At 62.9% G+C, this 21,035-nt stretch carries 20 protein-coding genes; 12 read left to right on the forward strand and 8 right to left on the reverse strand.

Features of this window, described 5'->3' with window-relative positions; all coding sequences use genetic code 11:
* Positions 1–3 precede the first annotated feature (3 nt).
* From AAIL66_RS02835 to AAIL66_RS02845, 3 genes are read right to left on the reverse strand one after another with little or no spacing between them, the layout of a single operon-like run.
* Complete coding sequence (locus tag AAIL66_RS02835) at positions 4–1,785, reverse strand: dipeptidase (protein WP_343495960.1); 1,782 nt, start codon at positions 1,783–1,785, stop codon at positions 4–6.
* Between the two features lie 54 nt (positions 1,786–1,839).
* Positions 1,840–2,289: a D-aminoacyl-tRNA deacylase gene (gene dtd / locus AAIL66_RS02840; protein WP_034354751.1), complete on the reverse strand. Its 450-nt coding sequence runs from the start codon at positions 2,287–2,289 to the stop codon at positions 1,840–1,842.
* On the reverse strand, positions 2,286–3,260 hold the full coding sequence (locus AAIL66_RS02845; RefSeq protein WP_034354754.1) for a cation diffusion facilitator family transporter: 975 nt from the start codon (positions 3,258–3,260) through the stop codon (positions 2,286–2,288). Before AAIL66_RS02845 ends, dtd begins: the two co-directional genes overlap by 4 nt.
* A 160-nt stretch (positions 3,261–3,420) precedes the next feature.
* Between AAIL66_RS02845 and AAIL66_RS02850 the strand changes: the two genes are divergently transcribed.
* Genes AAIL66_RS02850 through AAIL66_RS02860 form a run of 3 tightly spaced genes read left to right on the forward strand, consistent with a single transcriptional unit; the run spans position 3,421 to position 8,220 of the window.
* Complete coding sequence (locus AAIL66_RS02850) at positions 3,421–5,499, forward strand: EAL domain-containing protein (protein WP_034354757.1); 2,079 nt, start codon at positions 3,421–3,423, stop codon at positions 5,497–5,499.
* A gap of 45 nt (positions 5,500–5,544) precedes the next feature.
* The gene (locus AAIL66_RS02855) at positions 5,545–6,996 is read left to right on the forward strand and encodes an AMP nucleosidase (protein ID WP_034354761.1); all 1,452 of its coding nucleotides are present in this window, start codon (positions 5,545–5,547) and stop codon (positions 6,994–6,996) included.
* A gap of 9 nt (positions 6,997–7,005) precedes the next feature.
* Entirely contained in the window at positions 7,006–8,220 is a 1,215-nt protein-coding gene (locus AAIL66_RS02860; protein ID WP_343495961.1) for a GGDEF domain-containing protein, read from the forward strand.
* Between the two features lies 1 nt (position 8,221).
* On the opposite strand, the gene AAIL66_RS02865 is transcribed toward AAIL66_RS02860, so the two are convergent.
* A complete protein-coding gene (locus AAIL66_RS02865) occupies positions 8,222–9,814 on the reverse strand; it encodes a choline dehydrogenase (protein ID WP_343495962.1) in 1,593 nt (530 codons plus the stop codon).
* Positions 9,815–10,008: 194 nt separating this feature from the next.
* On the opposite strand from AAIL66_RS02865, the gene AAIL66_RS02870 reads away from it, so the two are divergent.
* The 5 genes from AAIL66_RS02870 (at position 10,009) to AAIL66_RS02890 (ending at position 14,177) form a co-directional block, all read left to right on the forward strand.
* Positions 10,009–10,857: a 3-hydroxybutyryl-CoA dehydrogenase gene (locus tag AAIL66_RS02870; RefSeq protein WP_003068696.1), complete on the forward strand. Its 849-nt coding sequence runs from the start codon at positions 10,009–10,011 to the stop codon at positions 10,855–10,857.
* A gap of 75 nt (positions 10,858–10,932) precedes the next feature.
* Positions 10,933–11,748, forward strand: coding sequence for a crotonase/enoyl-CoA hydratase family protein (locus AAIL66_RS02875; protein ID WP_343495963.1), 816 nt, complete (start codon positions 10,933–10,935; stop codon positions 11,746–11,748).
* Positions 11,749–11,769: 21 nt separating this feature from the next.
* Positions 11,770–13,095 (forward strand): serine hydrolase, encoded by a 1,326-nt coding sequence (locus AAIL66_RS02880; RefSeq protein ID WP_343495964.1) that lies wholly within the window; start codon positions 11,770–11,772, stop codon positions 13,093–13,095.
* Between the two features lie 139 nt (positions 13,096–13,234).
* Positions 13,235–13,708 carry a MarR family transcriptional regulator gene (locus tag AAIL66_RS02885; protein ID WP_003050815.1) on the forward strand — a complete coding sequence of 158 codons (474 nt, stop codon included), beginning with the start codon at positions 13,235–13,237 and terminating at the stop codon, positions 13,706–13,708.
* A gap of 52 nt (positions 13,709–13,760) precedes the next feature.
* Complete coding sequence (locus AAIL66_RS02890) at positions 13,761–14,177, forward strand: organic hydroperoxide resistance protein (RefSeq protein WP_034354779.1); 417 nt, start codon at positions 13,761–13,763, stop codon at positions 14,175–14,177.
* On the opposite strand, the gene AAIL66_RS02895 is transcribed toward AAIL66_RS02890, so the two are convergent.
* The gene (locus tag AAIL66_RS02895) at positions 14,174–14,839 is read right to left on the reverse strand and encodes a 2'-5' RNA ligase family protein (RefSeq protein WP_034354782.1); all 666 of its coding nucleotides are present in this window, start codon (positions 14,837–14,839) and stop codon (positions 14,174–14,176) included. The genes AAIL66_RS02890 and AAIL66_RS02895 overlap by 4 nt on opposite strands.
* A gap of 176 nt (positions 14,840–15,015) precedes the next feature.
* Between AAIL66_RS02895 and AAIL66_RS02900 the strand changes: the two genes are divergently transcribed.
* Entirely contained in the window at positions 15,016–16,050 is a 1,035-nt protein-coding gene (locus AAIL66_RS02900) for a serine/threonine protein kinase (protein ID WP_343495965.1), read from the forward strand.
* Between the two features lie 22 nt (positions 16,051–16,072).
* Here AAIL66_RS02900 and AAIL66_RS02905 read toward each other — a convergent pair whose 3' ends face one another.
* Both AAIL66_RS02905 and AAIL66_RS02910 read right to left on the reverse strand, forming a co-directional pair.
* Positions 16,073–16,534 (reverse strand): hypothetical protein, encoded by a 462-nt coding sequence (locus AAIL66_RS02905; RefSeq protein WP_343495966.1) that lies wholly within the window; start codon positions 16,532–16,534, stop codon positions 16,073–16,075.
* Between the two features lie 11 nt (positions 16,535–16,545).
* Positions 16,546–17,253, reverse strand: coding sequence for a TetR/AcrR family transcriptional regulator (locus tag AAIL66_RS02910; RefSeq protein WP_034354790.1), 708 nt, complete (start codon positions 17,251–17,253; stop codon positions 16,546–16,548).
* A gap of 120 nt (positions 17,254–17,373) precedes the next feature.
* On the opposite strand from AAIL66_RS02910, the gene AAIL66_RS02915 reads away from it, so the two are divergent.
* Positions 17,374–18,582 (forward strand): MFS transporter, encoded by a 1,209-nt coding sequence (locus AAIL66_RS02915; protein WP_080746901.1) that lies wholly within the window; start codon positions 17,374–17,376, stop codon positions 18,580–18,582.
* Positions 18,583–18,588: 6 nt separating this feature from the next.
* Here the strand turns inward: AAIL66_RS02915 and soxR are convergent, their stop codons facing one another.
* On the reverse strand, positions 18,589–19,056 hold the full coding sequence (gene soxR, locus AAIL66_RS02920; protein ID WP_034377412.1) for a redox-sensitive transcriptional activator SoxR: 468 nt from the start codon (positions 19,054–19,056) through the stop codon (positions 18,589–18,591).
* A 199-nt stretch (positions 19,057–19,255) separates the two neighbouring features.
* Here soxR and AAIL66_RS02925 point away from each other — a divergent pair, with 199 nt between their 5' ends.
* Together AAIL66_RS02925 and AAIL66_RS02930 are read left to right on the forward strand one after the other, a co-directional pair.
* On the forward strand, positions 19,256–19,744 hold the full coding sequence (locus tag AAIL66_RS02925) for a RidA family protein (RefSeq protein WP_034377263.1): 489 nt from the start codon (positions 19,256–19,258) through the stop codon (positions 19,742–19,744).
* Between the two features lie 23 nt (positions 19,745–19,767).
* Positions 19,768–20,976, forward strand: a complete 1,209-nt coding sequence (locus tag AAIL66_RS02930) for an MFS transporter (RefSeq protein WP_343495967.1) — start codon at positions 19,768–19,770, stop codon at positions 20,974–20,976.
* The last annotated feature ends 59 nt before the right edge of the window (positions 20,977–21,035 follow it).

The raw sequence follows: 21,035 nt of genomic DNA on the forward strand, positions 1-21,035 counted from the left end.
GCGTCACTGCATCTGCTGCAGATTGCCGATGCGCACCAGCATCTCGGTGAACATCTGCATGTCCGTGCGCAGATCCGGCAGCTCCTGGTACTCCAGCGCATTGTGGGCCGTGTACTTCTTGCCTGGCATCGCCGGACCGAAGTTGATGGCGTTAGGCATGAGCTTGGCCGTCGTGCTGCCTGCGGTAGGCACGGGCCTGGCATCCAGCCCCGTGGTGTCGCCAAAGATATTGAGCAAGGTGCTCAGCCACGCGCCCTTGGGATCGCGGGCCATCCAGTTGCCCTGTGTGTACTGCACGCTGACCGGTACCTTTGCCGCATCGCTCCAGCGGGCAATACCCTGCTCCACCTCGGCGCGCAACTGCTCCGGCGTCTTGCCCCGCGGCATGCGCGCATTGGCCGTCACCTCCAGCTTGCCGTCCGCGGATTTGATGAGATTGGGCGACAGCGTGAGCGGCCCCATGAAATCATCGGCATAGGCGATGCCCAACTGCCGGCCCAGATAGTCCAGGCCAAACACGCCATTGATATAGCGCACGGCCTGGCTGTACTGATTGGGCTGCAGCAGCGCCACGCCCTGCTCCGGCATCAGGCTCTGCTGCAGGAACAGCGCCAGGCGCGGCACGGGATTCACCCCTTCCTCGGGGCGCGAGCCGTGAGCGGAAGCGCCGCTGACCTTGACCGTGACCTGGCCCTCGGCGCGCTGCACATCGATGGAGAACTTGCCCTGGGCCTCGTGCCTGCGCACAAACTCGTCCTTTTCCTTGGACAGCCGCTGCGCAATCTGATCCAGCGCAGCTGCATCGGTGGCGGAGACGGTAGCGGAAGCCGTCTGCGCAATGGAGTTGGCCGAGGCGGCGCCGCTCATGGCGGTGATGGCAGGCTTGGCTGCATCCACGGTGACATCCGCAAACAAGGCCTTGAGCGCGCCCGTGCCCTTTTCAGCGACCACGGCCGGGTACTTGCTGTCCAGCACGATGTTGTACTGCGGCAGCGCGGTCTTGCTCTGGTAGTACTTCATGGCATCGCCGCCGGTTTCCTCGGTGGTCTCTATCATCAGGCGAATGCTGCGCGACAGCGGCAGACCGCTGTCCTTGACCGCCTTCATCGCATACAGCACGGTGGCGATGGAGCCCTTGTCGTCAATCGTGCCGCGCCCATAAAGCCGATCGCCCACGCGGGTGACCTGAAAAGGGTTGATCTGCTTGCCGTCCAGCACCCACTCGGCAGCCACCACCGGCACCACATCGGCATGGGTCAGGATGCCGAACTCGGTGGCCTCGCTGGCGCGGCTCGCCGCATTGGCTGGCAGCGTCACTTCAAAAATGCGGTTGTCCACATTGCGAAAGCGCAGCCCGAATTCGGTGGCCATGGATGCAACGAGCTTGCCGAAGTCCAGGATGGCCGGACTCTCATGTGGGGGCACCTTGGGATCGCGCACCGTGGGCAGCGCCACCATGCGCTGCAGGCTCTCCAGCACCGCTGTCTCCTGCGTCAGACGGTTGTACACACCCAGCAATCGCGCGATATCCGCGAGCTCGCCATCCGACAGCGTCTGGCCGCGCATGTATCGCTGCACGGCTGGCGCCACACCCGGCTCGGCCCTGGCAGCCTGCTGCGCAAAGGCCTTGAAGGATTCGGGCGGGGTCGGGGCGGACGATGCGATCAGTGCGTCGAGCGCGGGTTTCTTCAAGGTCTGCGCCTGGATTGGCAGACTGGCGCCTGCCAGACCCAGAATCAGGCCGGCGGCTATGAGGGACAGAGAGGAATTGCAGGATTGCTTCATGAACAGCTCTTGTAGGAATCGTGGTGACGGATGGGGTCGCAGGCCCGGCCCTGCCTAGGTCTGCGGCTCCATGCGCATGGGAATGGTGACGGGCCCGTCATTGACCAGGTGCACCTGCATATCGGCGGCGAACTCGCCGGTCTGCACCTGAGCGTGGGCAAGCCTGGCCTGGTCCACAAAGTATTCGTAGAGGCGTCGGCCTTCGTCTGGCGCGGCGGCGGCGGTAAAACTGGGGCGATTGCCGCCTCTGGTGTCGGCCGCCAGCGTGAACTGGCTGACCACCAGCAGCCCCCCGCCAACGTCCTGCAGGCTTTTGTTCATCTTGCCGGCCTCATCGCTGAAGATGCGCAGCTTCAGCATCTTGGCCAGCAGCTTGTCGGCCTCGGCCTCGGTATCGCCGCGCTCGGCACAGACCAGCGCCAGCAAGCCCTGGTCGATCTGGCCCGTAATACGGCCGTCGACCTCCACGCGCGCCTGCTTGACGCGCTGAATCACACTCATCATGTACTCAAACCTTCCTTGGCCGCGCCCTGTGCTTCGCCGCCCTGCTCTCCATCGGCCACTTCACTGACCGTGTTCATACCCATGGGCAGCAGCTCGATGCGGGCATACAGGCCTGGAATGGCCTGCAGCAGCGCGGCTTCAATCTCCGAGCGCAATTGTGCCGCTCGCTGCACGCTCCACTGGCCGGGAACATGCATGTGGAAGTCCACAAAGCTGCGCTCCCCCGCCTGACGGCTGGAGATATTGTCAAAGCTCACCCCCTCGTTGCGCTTGGCATAGCCGTCCAGCAAAGTGTCAATCTTGAGACGCTGCGGCGCGTCCAGCGCCTGATCCATCAGTCCTTGCGAGGACTGCCAGACCAGTTGCACCCCCTGCACGCAGATATGCACAGCCACTGCCAGAGCCACCAGTGCATCCATCCACAGCCAGCCTGTCAAGGCGGCGGCCAGCAGACCCACCACCACGCCCACCGAAGTCCAGACATCGGTCAGCAGATGCCGCGCATCGCCCTCCAGCGCCATGGAGCGGTATTTGCGTGAAGAGCGCAGCATGACCCAGGCCAGCAGCCCGTTGAAGACGGTGCTGAGCAGCGACAGCATCAGGCCCCAGCTCAATTGCTCCAGTGGTTGCGGGTTCCACAGCCGCGACAGCGCCGCCCAGGCAATCGCCAGGCTCGCGCCTATGACCAGCACGCCTTCGAAACCGGCCGAGAAGTACTCCGCCTTGTAATGTCCATAGGGGTGCTCGGTATCCGCCGGTCGCTTGGCCACGGTCACCATGGTCAGTGCAAACATGGCTCCGGCCAGATTCACAAAGGACTCCAGCGCATCGGACAGCAGGCCTACCGAACCGGTCAGCCACCAGGCCAGGGTCTTGAGCACAATGGTGAGCAGCGCCACCACCACGGACAGGCGCAGCAAATTATGCGGCTGCAGCCATTGTGAATATGTTGAGACGTCAGATTTGGACATGTTCAGGTTCTACAGCCTCTATATCACCAAGTGCTTTGATGCATCAATAGTCTTTGCAAGTTGTCTATAAAGCAACCCAGAATCCCTTATCGTGATGGACATGTCATGGTCGAGGCTGACCTGATTCCTATATAAATACTCCCAGAAAAAAGGGAGGCGCATGCCTGATACGTTGATAGCACAGCAACCGAGGGATGAGGACGCCATTCTTCGACTGGTGGCCGATACAGCGCCCGCTATGCTGGCCTATTTTGATGCCGACACACGCGCCTGTCGCTTTGCCAACGCGCGCTATGCAGAGCACTTTGGCCACACCATGCAAACCATAGTGGGCATGGATGTGCGTGACATTGTGGGCGAGCTGGTCTGGACACAGATCGAACCTTATCTGGACTCCGTGGCCGTCGACAACACTCAGACGCTGCGCTACACCCGCCAGGTCGAAAACGAGACTGGTCGGCTGCAGCACATCGAGGCAGTGCTGCGCCCTCATGAGGAAAAAGGCGTACTCAAGGGCGTTGTGGCGCTGATGACCGATGTCAGCCACCACCATCTGGCGACACAGCAGATACGCGACAGCGAAGAGCGCATGCGCAAGTTCGCTGCCATCACCACCGAGGCCATCGTGCTGCATCGTGACGGCATCATCACGGACGGCAATGACGCACTGGCCCGGCTGGTTGGCTACTCGCTTGGCGAACTGCGCGGCACGCCGGTTCTCGATTACGTGGCACCTGAAGCGCGCCTGCGGGCGCTGCAGAACATGCGCAGCGAGCGAGAGGATCGCCTCGAGTCCGTGATCATTCACAAGAACGGCCAGCTAATCCCCGTAGAGATCGAGGCCTGCACCATGCCTGGAGAAAAGGACAGGCATCGCATCGTCCTGCTGCGCGACCTGACAGCAAGCCTTCAGACCCGGCAGCACATGGACTATCTGACCCAGCATGACCTGCTGACACATCTGCCCAACCGAGCGCGTCTCAACCATCTGCTGGCCGATGCCATCGCCAGGGCTGCCGGCGAGCAATCACGATTGGCGGTGCTGTCACTGGACCTGGACCAGTTCAAGGCGGTGAACGATTCGCTCAGTCATCAGGCAGGGGATCTGCTGCTGTGCGAGCTTGCGAAGCGGCTCCGAAGCACTGTGGGTGCTCAGGACATCGTGGCCCGCACCGGCAGCGACGACTTTGTGGTCGTGCTGCCCGACAACCCCGGCCTGCTCGAGACCGAGGCCCTGCTGACGCGACTTCGGGCCACAGCTGAGGCGCCCTATCTGATCGAGGGTACCCAACTGGTGATTTCCGTGAGTGTCGGCATCGCCATGTATCCCAAGGACGGGAAATGTCCGGCGTCCCTGCTGAGCAATGCCGAGGCCGCCATGCAGATGGCCAAGAGTCGCGGCCGCAGCTTCTCCCAGTTCTACACTCCTGCGCTCGAAAGCCGGGCCACACGCATGCTGATGCAGGAGCAAATGCTGCGCAACGCCGTGGAACGCGGTGAGTTCGAGCTGCATTACCAGCCGCAGACCCTCATGCAGACGGGCGAGCTTTCAGGCTTCGAAGCCCTGGTGCGCTGGAAGCACCCGCACCGCGGCCTGGTCTCGCCCGACGAGTTCATCGGCTTTGCCGAAAACCGGGGGCTGATCGCAGCCGTGGACCGCTGGGTGCTCTATCAGGCCTGCCGTCAAGCCCGTGCCTGGCAGCAACAAGGCTTTCCCGCCATCCCCGTGGCCGTCAACCTGTCGGCACAGGAATTCCGCCAGCGCGATGTAGTCAAGGAAGTGGCGCAGGCACTGGCCGACACGGGGCTGGACGCCTGCTATCTGCACATCGAGGTCACAGAAACCACGCTGATGCTCTCGGGCAACCAGATGCAGCAGACTCTGCATGCACTCAAGGCACTGGGCGTGGGACTGGCGATCGACGATTTCGGTACCGGCTATTCGTCTCTTGCCTACCTGCGCAAGCACCCCATAGACCGGCTCAAGATCGACCGCTCATTCGTGACCGATCTGCCCCACAACCCGGATGCGGCCGCCATTGTCAATGCCATCGTGCAGATGGGCCGTAGCCTGCATCTGGAGATTCTGGCCGAAGGTGTGGAAAGCACTGAACAGCTGCAACTTCTGAGAGAGATGGGCTGTGCCATGATGCAAGGGTTTCTCGTGTCAGCGCCATTATCTGCCGAGCAAGCCTCGGCATGGATGTCGCAACACTGTCAACTGCTACAAAGACAATAGTGCATGGCCTCGAATACACCGACACCCTCTCATAAAAGCAGCAGCATGTTTCATACGGATGCCCCTCAGGCATTGGCCCATGTGCAGCAGCTGTACCGCGAGCAAATCGACCATCTGCGAGCTGCCATGCAGCGTTTCGTGGCAGGTGAAACTCCGGCCGCGCCCATTCATGCCTACTACCCGTTTGTACGCATCAAGACCACCACGGTGGCGCAAGCCGATACCAAGCTGACCTACGGCTTTGTGGAAGGCCCAGGCACCTACGAGGCCACGCTGACCCGGCCCGACCTGTTTGCCAGCTACTTCGGCGAGCAACTGCGCCTGCTGATCCTGCACCACCAGGTCCCCATCGAAGTAGGCCTCAGCGACAAGCCCATCCCGATTCATTTCTCGTTCGCCGACAACGACCATATCGAAGGTTCGCTCTCGCCAGAACGCCGCATGCTGATGCGTGATGTGTTCGATCTGCCCGACCTGGAATCCATGGACGACGGCATCGCCAACGGCACCTGGCGCGCGGCGGCCGGCGAGGCCCTGCCTCTGTCGCTGTTCACCGCCCCGCGCGTGGATTACTCGCTGCATCGCCTGCGCCACTACACAGGCACGGCCCCCGACTGGTTTCAGAACTTCGTGCTGTTCACCAACTACCAGTTCTATATCGACGAATTCATCCGCCTGGGCCACGCCGAAATGGCCAAGGAGGACAGCGAATACATTGCCTTTGTCGAACCCGGCAATGTGGTGACCCGCCGTGCCGGCCTGCCCGCGGAAGCCGTCGACGAACTCGGCACGGCGCCGCCGCGCCTGCCGCAGATGCCAGGATACCACCTGGTGCGCGCAGACAATAGCGGCATCACCATGGTCAATATCGGAGTGGGCCCGGCCAATGCCAAGACCATCACCGACCACATCGCCGTACTGCGCCCTCATGCCTGGATGATGCTGGGCCACTGCGCGGGTCTGCGCAACAGCCAGCAGCTGGGCGACTATGTGCTGGCCCACGCCTATGTGCGTGAAGACCATGTGCTGGACGAAGAGCTTCCTCTATGGGTGCCGATTCCTGCGCTGGCCGAGATCCAGGTCGCGCTGCAGCAGGCCGTGGCCGATGTCACGCAGATGGAGCGTGCCGATCTCAAGCGCATCATGCGCACCGGCACCGTGGCCAGCACCGACAACCGCAACTGGGAACTGCTGCCTGACAACCTGCCCCAGCGCCGCTTCAGTCAGAGCCGAGCCGTGGCGCTGGATATGGAGTCGGCCACCATTGCCGCTAACGGCTTCCGCTTCCGCGTGCCCTATGGCACCTTGCTGTGCGTGAGCGACAAGCCGCTGCACGGCGAGATCAAGCTGCCTGGCATGGCCAACCATTTCTATCGAGAGCGTGTGGACCAGCACCTGCGCATCGGCATGCGTGCCGTCGACATACTGCGCGAAGGCGGCTCCGACCGCCTGCACAGCCGCAAGCTGCGCAGCTTTGACGAAGTGGCCTTCCAGTAAAGCCCAGCCATGCCGGAAACCGACCAGTTTTCCATGACATTGATGGTGGCCGTCAATTTGATGACGGTCGCTTTTGCACTGCCATGGTTTATGGGTCAGCAAATGAGCCGGGCGACCAGAAATGCTCAGCAATTCCTGCTTTTGCAGGGGCTGGCCTGGTTGCTCGTCTTCTGCGCCGGGCATGTACTCCCCTTCACATGGAATGCGCTGCTGTCGATATCCAGTGCCGCGGCTGCAACCGGCGCACTGTGGCAGCTGCATAAAGCACTCAAGGGTTGGCTTGGACCTCGCAACAAGATACTCACCCGCTCCCTGGCCTTGCTGTGCCTGCTGACACTTGGGGGCGTGCTGGTTCTGATCGAAAGCAAGCCCTACCGGTTGGCTTGGTTCAATATCAGCTACGGCTTGAGCCTTGTCACTCTGGTCTACCTGACCTTATCGCCGCAAACCAACTCGGCCACGGCCTGGCGTTATCTGCTATTGGGTGCTGGCCTTTGCATCGCAAGCATTCTGCTCATACGCGGCTACTTCACCTTGAACGCTCCTTGGCTGCGCAGCTTTGCAGAGGAACCCAGCCCACATATGCTGCTTTCGTGGCTGATCCCCATAGGTTCCGCCATTTTTTTCGTATCGATCCTGATGGCCTGCCGTGACGAAGAAGTCCGCCAGCGATCCGCAAACGCACCAGAAGACAGTCTGACCGGCCTGCCGCTGCGCCAGGCCATCAAGAACCAGGCCCGCTTCATGCTGAACAGAGCTCGACGCGAAGGCCTGCCGCTGGCCTTGATTCTGATCGACATGGATCACTTTTCGCGGGTCAACAGCCGCCATGGCTATCAGGCCGGAGACGCGGCGCTGCAGCTCATGTCACGCACTCTGCGAAAGCAGATGCGCGGCGACGAGGTCGTGGCCAGATGGCAGGGTGAATCCTTTTGCCTGCTGATTCACGCCGATCAATTGGGTGTCAGGTCGCTGCTGACTCGCATCCAGTCCGCATTCCAGATCGGCGCGCAGTACGAACTGCAGATGGACCTGGACTTCAGCGCGGGTTGCGCCCTGGTCCCCTCGGCCTGGAAGAGCCTGAGCCTCAACGAGCTGGCCAGCCATGCCGACACCGCCCTGCAACAAGCCAAGAATCAGGGCCGGGGAAGGGTCGAATGCACCACTCTGACGCCTCCGCCCGGCGAGGATCATGCCCCCTCCGACCTGGCTCCGCTGACCTGAGTCAGCACTCGGCCTTGATCAGATCTGCCGCCTTCTCGGCAATCATGATGGTCGGCGCATTCATATTGCCGCTCACGATGCGCGGCATGACCGATGCGTCGACCACGCGCAGCCCTTGCACGCCATGCACCCGCAAGCGTGCATCGACCACATCCTTCACGCCAGGCCCCATGCGACAGCTTCCCACAGGGTGATAGATGGTGTCGGCGTAATTGCGGATGAACTGCTCGATCTCCGCATCGCTGCGCGCCTGTGCCGAATACTCCAGCTCCCGTCCCTCGAAACGAGCCAGCGCAGGTTGCCCGAGAATTTCGCGCATGCGGCGTACGCCGCGCACCAGGCGCTGCATATCGTCGGCCTCGGCAAAGAAGGCAGGGTCTATGAGCGGCATGGCTCTGGCATCGGCAGAGGCCAGCTTCACGCTGCCCCGACTCCTTGGCTGCAGCAGACAGACATGGCAGGAGTAACCGTGGCCCAGCATCGTCTTGCGACCGTGGTCGACCAGCTTGCCCACCACAAAATGCAGCTGCAGATCGGGCGCACGCTCCTGCGGCCCGCTGCGGATAAAGCCGCCGGCCTCGGCAAAGTTGCTGGTCAGCATGCCCCGGCGCTCACGGCGCCAGCGGCCCATGCCCTGCCAGACATTCCTGAGGCCGGCAAACGACAGGCCAAAGCTGTCCATCATCTGCGGGCCGTCCACCACCTGCACCACATCGGGGTGGTCATGCAAATGCTCGCCCACACCGGGGAGGTGATGCACGACATCAACGCCTGTTTGCTGCAGATGCTCGCCCGGCCCTATGCCCGAGAGCATCAGCAGCTGCGGCGACTGCAGCGCCCCGGCACAAAGCAAGACCTCGCGCCGGCAGCGTAGCTGCCGGGTCTGACCACCCTGCACATACTCCACTCCGACAGCTCGGCGACCTTCCATCAGTACCCGCAGCACCTGCACACCGGTCAGGATTTCCAGATTGGGCCTGCTGCCGCGCACCGGCTTCAGATAAGCCTTGGCCGCACTGCAGCGCTCGCCCTTGTGATGCGTGACCTGATACAGACCCACGCCCTCCTGAGCGGTGCCGTTGAAGTCGAGGTTGTGCGCATGACCGGCCTGCACGCCTGCGCGCACAAAGGCCTGGGCCAGCGGGTTCGGATCGCAGAGATCGGAGACATGCAAAGGGCCGCTGGCACCATGCAGCGCATCCGCGCCGCGCGTATTGCATTCGGCCTTCAGAAAATAGGGCAGAACATCGCTCCAGCCCCAGCCTGGATTACCCTGGGCGCTCCAATATTCGTAATCCGCAGGCTGGCCGCGCAGATAGATCATGGCATTGATGGAGCTGGAGCCGCCCAGCACCTTGCCGCGCGGCTGGTAGCCCCGCCGGCCATTGAGGCCGGTCTGCGGCACCGTGCTCATGGCCCAGTTGAAGTTTTTCTGCTTGGCCATCAGCGCCAGCCCTGCCGGGCAGTGGATCAGCACGCTTTTGTCTTCGCCACCCGCCTCCAGCAAGGTCACGGTGACCTGCGGGTTCTCGCTGAGCCTGGCTGCCAGAACCGCACCAGCGGAGCCGCCTCCCACCACCAGATAGTCACGCATCTCCGCCCTCCTTTTGCCGCAAATTCTGACCAGAGGTCTGCAGCAGCGAAACGAGGAAAAACACGGTCGTGCAGAAAAAACTGTCATCGTGATGACTCCTAACACGCCAACCATGCCCGACTAGGGTCAAACCCGGTCAGAACCGGGATAACATTTTCCTGTTCAACCGCACTCAACTGAATGGAGACAAAAAGATGGCAATCCAAACCGTAGGCATCATCGGCGCCGGCACCATGGGCAACGGCATCGCGCAGGCTTGCGCCGTGTCGGGCATCGACGTGGTGATGGTGGATATCTCCGAGGCCGCCGTGCAAAAAGGCCTGGCCACCGTGGCCGGCAGCCTGGACCGCCTGATCAAGAAGGAAAAGATCAGCGAAGCCGACAAGAACGCAGCGCTGGCACGCATCAAGACCTCGACCAGTTACGACGATCTGAAGTCGGCCCAGCTGGTGATCGAAGCCGCCACCGAGAACTACGAGCTCAAGGTCAAGATCCTCAAGCAGCTCGATACCCTGCTGGCACAGGACGTGATCGTTGCAACCAACACCTCGTCCATTTCCATCACCCAGCTGGCAGCTGCCACGCAGCGTGCCGATAAGTTCATCGGCATGCATTTCTTCAACCCCGTGCCCATGATGGCCCTGGTGGAGATCATCCGCGGCCTGCAGACCAGCGACGCCACCCACGATGCCGTCAAGGCCCTGTCGGAAAAACTGGGCAAGTCGCCCATCACCGTCAAGAACGCTCCCGGCTTTGTGGTCAACCGCATTCTGGTGCCCATGATCAACGAGGCCTTCCAGGTGCTCAGCGAAGGCACGGCCTCGGCCGAGGACATCGACGCCGGCATGAAGCTGGGCTGCAACCAGCCGATTGGCCCGCTGGCCCTGGCCGACATGATTGGTCTGGACGTCTGCCTGGCCGTGATGGAGGTCTACCTCAAGGAATTCGGCGACAGCAAGTACCGCCCCTGCTTCCTGCTGCGCGAAATGGTGGCCGCCGGCCGTCTGGGCCGCAAGACCGGCCAGGGTGTTTACACCTACTAAATCGCCGGCCTTCAGGTCTTGTGCGCGACTGCGGCGGCTGCGACAGCCGTCTAAGGTTGCAGCAGGAGACCTGCCATGCAAATCGACCATCCCAGCCCTCCGCCCGAGGGCTGCATTTCTTGTGAAGTCCGCGGCCATGTGCTGCTGATAGGCATCAACCGCCCGGCCAAGCGCAATGGCTGGACGCCGGCCATGTTCCAGCAACTGGCAGATGCCTATACCCGGCTCGACGACGAGCCAGAGTTGCGCGTGGGCCTGCTCCATGCGTTCGGTGAACATTTCACGGCGGGACTGGATCTGCCTGTCATCGCCGAGTTCATGAAAAGCGGCCAGAAGGTCATCCCTGCAGGTCTCGTGGAGCCTCACGACTATGGCCTGCCCGGCTACCGCCGCCGCACCAAGCCCATGGTCGCCGCCGTCAAGGGCATCTGCTTTACCGTCGGCATAGAGCTGATGCTGGGCGCCGATATCGTCGTCGCTGCCGACAGCAGCCGCTTTGCACAGATGGAAGTACAGCGCTGCATCATGCCCACGGGCGGCGCCACGCTGCGCATGCCCGAGCGCGCCGGCGTGGGCAATGCCATGCTGCATCTGCTGACCGGCGACGCCTTCGATGCAGCCGAAGCCTTGCGCTGCCACTTTGTGCAAAAAGTCGTGCCTGCAGGCCAGGAACTGGAAGAGGCTTTTCGCATTGCCGAGCGCATTGCCGCCCAGGCGCCGCAGGCCGTGGTGGCCACACGCCTCAATGTCCTCAAGGCCATAGAGCTGGGCCAGGCCGCCGCCGTGGCCGATTTCATCCCCGTGCAGCAGCGCCTGGCCAGCAGCGAGGACGCTGCCGAAGGGGTGTGTTCCTTTATCGAGAAACGCCCAGCACGTTTTACCGGTCGTTAATCCCAAGTCCAAGAGGTGATGATGAGTTTGAAGTCTTTTACGCGCAAAACGCTTGTGCCACTTGCGCTAACAGCTATGATTTCTGCAGTCCATGCACAGGCTGCCGCTCCCGCATTGCCCGACCCGGCCAGCACCAGCGTGCAGGCCATGGGCTGGATGCAGGGCTTTCCGCCCGCAGCCGACAAGCTCATCACCTTCGACAACCCCCTGGGCAATACCTTTCCACGCAATCGCTGGACCTTCTCGCATATCCGCGAAATCACGCCCACGGCCAATGTCTGGCGTGGCCCTGGCTCGCCCAGCGCCCTGCGCTCGACTCCGGTCGACATCGAGCAGGTGCGCTTCAAGGTCATGGGCACCGGCGAGGAACTGAGCTTTGTCCAGGCACTGGATCGCAACTACACCGATGGCATTCTGGTCATGCACAAGGGCCGCGTGATCTATGAGAAATATCTGGGCGCGCTGGAGCCGCAGCGCCCGCACCTGGCCATGTCGGTCACCAAGTCCTTTGTCGGCACCCTGGCCGCCCTGCTGGCCCATGAAGGCCTCATCAAGCCCGAGGCACCGGTGACCGACTATCTGCCCGAGATGAAGAACACCGCCTATGGCGACGCCACGGTGCGCCAGGTGATGGACATGACGATTGGCGTGAAGTACTCCGAGAACTACGCCGATCCCAAGGCCGAAGTCTGGGACTACGCCCGCGCCGGCGGCATGATGCCCCAGGGCAAGGACTATGCAGGGCCCAGGAGCTTCTATGAATTTCTGCAGACCCTGCAGAAAGAGGGCGAGCATGACCAGGGATTTGCCTACAAGACAGTCAACGCCGAAGTCCTGGCCTGGATCGTGCGCCGCGCCAGCGGCAAGCCTCTGGCCCAGTTGCTGTCCGAGCGCATCTGGAGCCGCATCGGTGCCGAGCAGGACGCCTACTTCATGGTGGATCGCATAGGCACGGAATCGGGCGGCGGCGGGCTCAACACCACGCTGCGCGACCTGGCCCGCTTCGGCGAGCTGATGCGCAACGAAGGCCGCGCCACCAGCGGCCAGCAGGTGCTACCCAGGGCCGTGGTTCAGGACATTCGCCGCGGCGCCGACCCCGCCAAGTTTGTGAAGGCCGGTTATGCCACGCTGCCCGGCTGGTCGTATCGCAATATGTGGTGGGTCTCGCACAATCCCAACGGGGCCTATATGGCGCGCGGCATTCACGGTCAGGCCATCTACATCGACCCCAAGGCCCAGATGGTGGTGGTGCGCTACGCCTCCCACCCGATTGCAGGCAACGCAGGCATAGACCCGACCAGCCTGCCCATGTACCAGGCTCTGGCCGATGCACTGACCACCCGTTAGGCTCGAGACAGCTTCAGCCGCGACAGGCTCCGTGAGCGGAGCCTGTTTGCATTGCTCCGGACCTCTGCACTGCCTCCTTTGGCTTGGTTGCTTGCAAATTAAATTGCACACAATTTAATTGCCTGCAATAATTCAACACATGCGATCCGATGACAACCTTCTCCCCGACAGCTCCGAGCTGCTGCGCCTGGACAATCAGGTCTGCTTTGCGCTGTACTCGGCATCGCTGGCCATGACCAAGCTCTACAAACCCTTGCTGGATGCCATAGGCCTGACTTACCCTCAGTACCTGGTCATGTTGGTGCTCTGGGAAGGCGACCAGCTCACGGTCTCGGAACTGGGTGAACGTCTTTACCTGGATTCAGGCACGCTGACGCCCTTGCTCAAGCGACTGGAGAGCGCAGGCCTGCTGGCACGCCAGCGCGATGCACAGGACGAGCGCCGCGTGCGCATCGCCCTCACGGATACCGGCCGGGCACTACGCGCCGAAGCCGAAAAAATACCTGCCTGCGTGCTTCAGAGCACGCAGTGCACCCTGCCCGAACTGCAGGCCCTCACGGGCCAGCTCGGCACACTGCGCGCACGGCTTGCGCCGCGCCGCAGCCACTCCTGACGATTTCCTCCACCCGCCCGCATTGCCGGGCAATCTCGCAAAGGAAGACACCATGGCCCAACTCGACAAGGTTCTCTACACCGCCCACGCCCACACCACCGGCGGCCGCGAAGGCGCTTCGCGCACCGATGATGGCCGCCTGGACATCCAGCTGAGCTCGCCCGGCGGCGCCGGCAAGGGCACCAACCCTGAGCAGCTGTTTGCTGCCGGTTACTCCGCGTGCTTTATCGGCGCCATGAAGGCCGTGGCCGCTCGCCAGAAGCTGACCCTGCCTGCCGACCTGTCGGTAGACGCAGAAGTCGATCTGGGCCCCGTGGGCGAAGTGTTCGGCATCGCCGTGCGCATGAAGATCAGCCTGCCCGGCATGGACAAGGCTGCGGCCCAGCAACTGGTGGACGCCGCTCACAAGGTCTGCCCCTACTCCAACGCCACGCGCGGCAATATCGGCGTGACGCTGACCATCGCCTAAAGCGGCTCAGGCCACAGGGCACCGGGCGCTGCAACATAGCGCCCGGTGTCCAGTTCGAAGACGCCTTCAAGCGTCAGCGGCCCGGCAATATCGGCCGCCGCATAGCGGGCCAGCGCCAACTCCCTTACCTCGAAGACCGGCAAGTCCTGGATCAGTGCCAGCAACTTGTCCACAGCCTCTCGCAGTGGCAGCCGTCTCGCATAGTGGCCCAGGGTCACATGGGGTACATAGCGCCAGCCCGGCGCGGGCTCCATGGGCACCAGCGCCTTATGCAGGCGCTGCAAGCATTCCTGCCCCCGGCCGACGCCCAGATAAGGCACGGTGGTGAAGCTGCCAGCCCCCGCGACTTGCACGGCAAAAGGGCGCAGCCGCAGGCTTTGCAGCATGGCGACATCGGCGCGCAGCGCCAGCCGGTCATATTCCCGCGCCACATGCTCGTCCCCTCCCCCACACAGCCCCCTATAGGCCAGCGTGATATGCGGCTGGCGCGCATGGCGCGGCAACAGGGCATCACCGAGTCTGGATCTGGCGTGCTGCAGCAAGGACTCCAGGTCAGGGCCTTGCAGCATCACCACCCAGACGGCGCACCAGGGGCAGCCTTTGTGCCACTCGGCAAAATCCCGGTCCTCACAGGGCTGTGAAAGTTCTTCGCTCTCTTGCATGCGGGCAGTGTGCCAGCTTCGGCCACATGCACGGCACCAGGACAGTTTTCCCATTTTTCAGACCACCAAGCCTGGCCTGTCAAATGGATACCGCTATCAAATCAAAAGCAATCTTGTCGGCGTATGCGCAACCCCGTCCGACCCGGACTGGCCTGTTTGGGCCTGACAATGCAGGGATGAGCGATACACAAGACCCCTCTCACCCCTATGCGGACCTCACGCCGGACTGCGTGATCGATGCGCTGTGCAGCACGGGCCTTGTGCCGGACGGACGGCTGACGGCGCTGAGCTCCTATGAAAACCGCGTCTATCTGGCCCATCAGGACGAGGGCGACAAGGTCGTCGCCAAGTTCTACCGCCCCGGCCGCTGGAGCCGCATCCAGATCGAGGAAGAGCACGCCTTCTCCCAGGAGTTGGCGGACGGGGAAGTTCCCGTGGTTGCGCCGCTGTTGCTGCAAGGGCAAACCGTGCATGAGCATGCGGGCTTTCTGTTCAGCATCAGTCCCTGGCGCGGCGGGCGCCGCCCCGAGCTGGACGACTGGGAGGTGCTGGAATGGACAGGCCGCTTTCTGGCCCGCATCCACACCGTGGGTGCCGCTCGGCCCTTTGAGCATCGTCCGGCGCTGAACCTGAAAAGCTTCGGCTACGAATCCATGCACTATCTGCTCGAACATGAGGTCGTGGCGCTCGAAGTGCGCAGCCGCTGGCAGCAGGCTTGCGACAAAGCTCTCTCATTAATAGCACCATCCGCTGACGGATTAAGCGCTGCAGGCCATTTTGGCCTGCATTCTGCAACGCAGATTCGCCTGCATGGCGACTGCCACCCGGGAAACATTCTCTGGACGCCACTGGACGACGAAGGCCATGGCGGCCCGCATTTCGTCGATCTGGACGATGCGCGCAGCGGTCCAGCCGTGCAGGATCTGTGGATGCTGCTCTCGGGCGACCGGGGCCAGCAGACGCAGCAGCTGTCGGCCCTGCTCGAAGGCTATGAGCAGTTCCGTAGCTTCGACCGGCGCGAGCTGGCGCTGATCGAGCCGCTGCGCACCTTGCGCCTGCTGCATTACAGCGCCTGGCTGGCGCGCCGCTGGCAGGATCCGATCTTTGCCATCAACTTCCCATGGTTTGGCAGCACCGACTACTGGCAGGGTCAGGTGGACATGCTGAACGAACAGATCGAAGCCATGCAGCAGGAGCCGCTCTACGCCTAAGGCGGTCCATGCCTGCAAAGAGCTAGCAGCGCCCCTGCAAACGGCATTCGGGCACGAGCTGCCCACGTGCATCGCGCCATTGCACGGCATCGCCGCTCTGTGCGGGGGCCGGCGGCGGCGCGGGCTGCGCCTCTGGTGTCTGCGGGCGATTGGGGTCATGCAGCACGGTGGAGGACCCCACCCCGACACCCACGCTGGCACCGCCCACACCGGTGGAAGCGCCGACACCGGCACTCCCCAGCACCTGCCCGCGCTGATTGACGCCTACGCCCACACCGACAGGCCCGACGCCCGTGCCGACGCCTGCGCTGAGACCGCCGCTGCCAAGGCCCACGCCCACGGAAAACGGCCCCACCGGAATCCCGACGCCCACGCCAGCTCCTACGGAGCCGCAGGCGGGCAAGGCCAGCACCAGAGCAGCGGCACAGACCGTGCTCAGGATTCTGTGATGACCGGGTTTTATGATGACTGGCATGGAATTCATCTCACTGACTCTCACTGACGTTTGACAGCCGCATTGTCACCCGCCGTGACCGCAAAAAGGTTATCAATCAGTAGCTCGACCAGTGGCTTGAGTGCCAGCTTCTGCGAGCCCTCGGAAGCCAGCAGGTTGTTGTGCACCAGCGCCATCCAGAACGGGCTGGCCAGCAACTGGGCACTGCGGCTGACCGAGCGGGTCTTGAGCTCCCCCTCTTTCACGGCCAGTGCCAGCAAGTCCTGCACATAGTTCTGCCAGGCATCAAAAGCCAGCTCTTTGTACAGTCTGGCCAGCTCGGGCGCATGCCGTGCCTCGCTGAGCACCAGACGTGCCAGCATGCCGCGCTCGCTGCTCTCGACCGCCTCCAGCGTCGGCAGCAGACTGCGGCGCAGAAAGGCACGCACCGTCTCGCTTTTTCGACGCTTGAGCGGCCGGTAGACGGCCGAATGCCGCAGCGCATGCTCCACCACGCCCCGCAGCAGCTCATCCTTGGATGGGTAGTAGAGATACAGCGTGCCCTTGGCCACCTGCGCGCGGCAGGCGATGCGCTCCATGGTGCTACGGGCCACGCCGCACTCCACGAACTCGGCCAGCGCGGCCTCCGCGATCTGCTGACGGGTCTGCGCTGTCTTGTCGAGACTCGGGCCACGCGTGCGCCGCTGACGCTTTGCCACTGTGCCGATATCCGGGTCTGCACAAGGGGCTGCCGTCGCAACATCCGCCATGCTCTGAAATCCTTTTCTAGAATTCATAAAATTGACCAATTAGTCATTTTTAATAATTTTAGGCCAAGCCGACTTGCCCGCACCGGGCATGCGGATGACTGCTCCACCAAAGCCTTCCCAATGCAATCCCGTCTGAGTCCCTATGCCTGGGTCTGCTTTTCCATGTGCGTCGGCGTCATGGGAACGGCGCTTGCCAGCCCGCTCTACCCGCTCTACCAGCAGGCCTGGGGGCTGCAGCCCAGCCATATCACACAGATTTTCGTGACCTATATGCTGGGCGCCTTGATCAGCCTGCTGTTTCTGGGCCGTCTGACCAACCTCTTCGGTTTTCTCAAAGTGCTGCGCCTGGGACTGATGGTGATGACCGTGGGCGTCATCGGCTCGGCCCTGTCCTGGAATGCCTGGAGTCTGGGCGCCTCCCGCTTCATCATCGGCCTGGCCTCGGGCCTGATCACCACCTCGGCCTCCATAGGCATGACCCAGCTCAACAACAAGGGCGACCTGCAGCGTGCGGCTGCGACCACCAGCCTGACGATTGCCTTCGGCTTCGGCCTGGGGCCCGTGGTTGGCGGCCTGATGGCGCAATGGGTGCCCCACCCGCTGGTCAGCAGCTATCTGCCGCCCATCGCACTGAGCTTTCTGGGCATCCATGCGCTGTTCAAGGTCCAGCTACCGGCGGCCAGTGCGCCCGTCCACAACGCTCCCGGCCTGACACTGAAAGATGTTCTGCCCAGCATTTCCCAGCCGCGCAAGCCTTTTCTCTACCACTATGCGCTGGGCTGCATGGCGGCGTTTTCTGCCTTCGGCATGTTCAGCCTGTTTGCCGCCATGGCCCCCAGCTTCATGGCCCAGATGCTGCCCTGGCACGGACCGGCAGTCTCGGGTCTGTCCATCGGCGTCATCCTGTTTCTGTCGGCCGGCATTCAGCTCATCGCCCGACCCTACCCCACCAAGCGACTGATCATCATCGGCTTCTTCGCCCTGGCGACGACCAATGCCCTGCTGGTTCTCAATCTGTTTGCCGGCTCGCCATGGCTGTTCGCTCTGAGTGTGCTGAGCATGTCCTGCGGTCATGCACTGTGCAATCTGTCGGGCATGGCCGTGGTCAACAAGGTCTCCAAACCCGCCAACCGCACGGGCCTGCTTTCCACCTATCTGGTCGTGGGCTATGTGGGCACCATCGTTCCCATCCTGGGCATGGGCTGGCTGTCCGACCACATCGGGCTGACAGGCGCACTGATAGCCTTCTGTGCCTGCCTGGGCCTGCTGTCGGCACTGCTTGGCATCATCAGCGCAAGGGCACGCGTGCTGCCCGTGCCGCGCCAGTAGGCACGACTATCTGAAATGCGGGCCGGCTCCCTGCGCCGCAAGACAGTCATGGTCGTTGCGCAGCGGGCATGCCTGCAGAGACAGGCAACCGCAGCCTATGCAGGAATCGAGCTGATCCCTGAGCTGGGTCAGCATGGCAATGCGTGCATCGAGCTGTGCCTGCCAATGCAAGGACAGGCGACTCCAGTCGGCCTTGCCGGGTACGCGGTTGGCCGGCAGATGGGCCAGTGCCTGCGCGATCTCGGCCAGGGGTACGCCCATGCGCTGGGCCACCTTGATCACGGCCACCCGCCTCAGCACCGCTCGTGCATAGCGACGCTGATTGCCTGCGGTGCGCGCACTCTCGATCAGGCCCTGCTTCTCATAGAAATGCAGGGCCGATACCGCCACCCCGCTGCGGCTGGCGACCTCTCCCACACTGAGATCCGGCATTCCCTCAGCCTCGGCCACCGGGCCGCTGCCGCATCCATTCATATCGCCAGCCTCTTCACACTGCACAGTCATCTCCCGTTGCTTCCCTTTGTCCCTGCCTGGCCGCCATAACCGCAATCCTGTGTGGTCATACAAACCTCTTGACCTCAAGCTTAGTTGAGGTTGAACAATTCCAGCGGCTTCCGGAACAAAGGCCTGCTGCTGGCGGGCCCTGCCGGACCAGCCTTGCCTGAAAGACTTCATGGACGCCAAGCCCAGTTTCATTGCCCCTGCCCCGCAACCGTGCTATTTGCAGCCCGCCGGTCTTTATGACAGCCTGCCCAATGGCTACACCCATGTGGTCACCGTCCAGGAGCCGCTGCGCTGGCTCTTCGTCTCGGGCCAGGGCGGAGAAAACGCCCTGGCCGAGCTGCCAGACAGCTTTGCCCTGCAAGCTGCGCAGGCTCTGGCCAATATCAAGACCGCCCTGGACGCCGGTGGCGCGGACATGGGCCATGTGCTCAAGCTCACCGTGCTCATCGTCGATCATTCGCTGGAGCGCTTCGAGCACTGGCAAAGCGCCGTGAGACAGCATTGGGGCAGCGGCGAACCCGGCGACAAGCGGCCGCGCTTTCCGGCCTGCACGCTGATTCCCGTGCCCAAGCTGGCCCTGCCCGGCATGCTGATCGAGGTGGAGGCCACGGCGGCCCTGCCCATGGCGGTGGGCGCCAAAGCCGCCACTCCCGCCTGACACCCTGCACACCTGAACGCCTCATGAAAACCACAACACCAGCGGCCACTACCGTCCTCTCCAGAACCACCTTGCTGCTCATGGCCACGGCCTGCGGTCTGTGCGCCGGAGCCAATTACTTCAACCAGCCCTTGCTCAACTCCATGGTCCAGCATCTGCACATCAGCGATGCCCAGGCCTCCAGCACCGTGACCATGGCCCAGGTCTCCTACGGCCTGGGCCTGCTGTTTCTGGTGCCGCTGGGCGATATGCTGGAGCGCCGCCGCCTGGTTCTGACGCTGATGCTGCTAGCCGCCTGCGGCATGCTGCTCTCGGGTATCAGCGGCCTGGCAGGCAGTTTTGCGCTGCTGGCTGCCGGCACGCTGATGGCCGGTGTCTTCTCGGTGGCCGCCCAGGTACTGGTGCCCATGGCGGCCACCTTCGCCGCCCCCGGCACCAGCGGCCGCGCCGTAGGGCTGGTCATGAGCGGCCTGCTGATCGGCATTCTGGCCTCGCGCAGCGTGGCGGGGATTCTGTCCGATCTGGGCGGCTGGAGCACCGTCTACTGGGCAGGTGCCATCGCTACGGCCTTCATGGCTCTGCTGCTGGCACGTGCCTTGCCCAAGGCGGCTCCCGCCGCTCCCGTCAGCTATGGTGAAGTCATGAAGTCCCTGGGGGACTTGTTGCGCCGACATCCGCGCCTGCGCAGCCGCGCGCTGATTGGCGGCACCGGCTTTGCCACCGTGAGCGTGCTGTTCTCCACCATGGCGCTGCTGCTGGCCGGGCCGGGCTTTGAACTCTCGGATCTCATGATCGGCCTGATCGGCATCGTGGGCATTGCCGGCGCACTGATGGCCAATGTGGCAGGCCGCATGGCCGACAAAGGGCTGGAGCAGTCCACCACGCTGGCCGGCGCCATTCTGGTGCTGCTGGGCTGGCTGTGCCTGTGGCTGGGCGGCAGCAGCCTCTGGTGGTTCATGCTGGGCCTGCTGGTGGTTGACGGTGCCTTGCAGGCCCTGCACATCAGCAACCAGAACGTGGTCTATGCATTGGCACCCGAGGCCCGCTCGCGCATCAATGCCGTCTATATGACCACGTACTTTCTCGGCGCCTCCCTCGGCTCGGCACTGGGCTCGTGGGCCTGGCTGGCACATGGCTGGGCCGGCACCAGTCTCATGGGCGGCCTGCTGGGCCTGTTCACCCTGGCCATGGTGCTCTGGGATCGCAGCCTGCTTGCACGTTCACGCAGCTAATCAATTTTGATAGCTGGTTGCCACCTACCCATAAGCGATATAGCCAGAAATCATGAGAA

This window comes from Comamonas sp. F1-6 (assembly GCF_039581415.1).
GTDB lineage: Bacteria > Pseudomonadota > Gammaproteobacteria > Burkholderiales > Burkholderiaceae_C > Comamonas > Comamonas thiooxydans.

Bases quoted from the DNA above. Each gene is read 5' to 3' on its own strand.
- soxR (WP_034377412.1), bottom strand. From the start codon at position 19,056: ATGAATGGATGCGGCAGCGGCCCGGTGGCCGAGGCTGAGGGAATGCCG.
- AAIL66_RS02910 (WP_034354790.1), bottom strand. From the start codon at position 17,253: ATGGCGGATGTTGCGACGGCAGCCCCTTGTGCAGACCCGGATATCGGC.
- AAIL66_RS02865 (WP_343495962.1), bottom strand. From the start codon at position 9,814: ATGCGTGACTATCTGGTGGTGGGAGGCGGCTCCGCTGGTGCGGTTCTG.
- AAIL66_RS02855 (WP_034354761.1), top strand. From the start codon at position 5,545: ATGTTTCATACGGATGCCCCTCAGGCATTGGCCCATGTGCAGCAGCTG.
- AAIL66_RS02850 (WP_034354757.1), top strand. From the start codon at position 3,421: ATGCCTGATACGTTGATAGCACAGCAACCGAGGGATGAGGACGCCATT.
- AAIL66_RS02835 (WP_343495960.1), bottom strand. From the start codon at position 1,785: ATGAAGCAATCCTGCAATTCCTCTCTGTCCCTCATAGCCGCCGGCCTG.
- AAIL66_RS02905 (WP_343495966.1), bottom strand. From the start codon at position 16,534: ATGAATTCCATGCCAGTCATCATAAAACCCGGTCATCACAGAATCCTG.
- AAIL66_RS02870 (WP_003068696.1), top strand. From the start codon at position 10,009: ATGGCAATCCAAACCGTAGGCATCATCGGCGCCGGCACCATGGGCAAC.
- AAIL66_RS02860 (WP_343495961.1), top strand. From the start codon at position 7,006: ATGCCGGAAACCGACCAGTTTTCCATGACATTGATGGTGGCCGTCAAT.
- AAIL66_RS02900 (WP_343495965.1), top strand. From the start codon at position 15,016: ATGAGCGATACACAAGACCCCTCTCACCCCTATGCGGACCTCACGCCG.
- dtd (WP_034354751.1), bottom strand. From the start codon at position 2,289: ATGATGAGTGTGATTCAGCGCGTCAAGCAGGCGCGCGTGGAGGTCGAC.
- AAIL66_RS02895 (WP_034354782.1), bottom strand. From the start codon at position 14,839: ATGCAAGAGAGCGAAGAACTTTCACAGCCCTGTGAGGACCGGGATTTT.
- AAIL66_RS02890 (WP_034354779.1), top strand. From the start codon at position 13,761: ATGGCCCAACTCGACAAGGTTCTCTACACCGCCCACGCCCACACCACC.
- AAIL66_RS02845 (WP_034354754.1), bottom strand. From the start codon at position 3,260: ATGTCCAAATCTGACGTCTCAACATATTCACAATGGCTGCAGCCGCAT.
- AAIL66_RS02915 (WP_080746901.1), top strand. From the start codon at position 17,374: ATGCAATCCCGTCTGAGTCCCTATGCCTGGGTCTGCTTTTCCATGTGC.
- AAIL66_RS02925 (WP_034377263.1), top strand. From the start codon at position 19,256: ATGGACGCCAAGCCCAGTTTCATTGCCCCTGCCCCGCAACCGTGCTAT.
- AAIL66_RS02880 (WP_343495964.1), top strand. From the start codon at position 11,770: ATGAGTTTGAAGTCTTTTACGCGCAAAACGCTTGTGCCACTTGCGCTA.
- AAIL66_RS02875 (WP_343495963.1), top strand. From the start codon at position 10,933: ATGCAAATCGACCATCCCAGCCCTCCGCCCGAGGGCTGCATTTCTTGT.
- AAIL66_RS02885 (WP_003050815.1), top strand. From the start codon at position 13,235: ATGCGATCCGATGACAACCTTCTCCCCGACAGCTCCGAGCTGCTGCGC.
- AAIL66_RS02930 (WP_343495967.1), top strand. From the start codon at position 19,768: ATGAAAACCACAACACCAGCGGCCACTACCGTCCTCTCCAGAACCACC.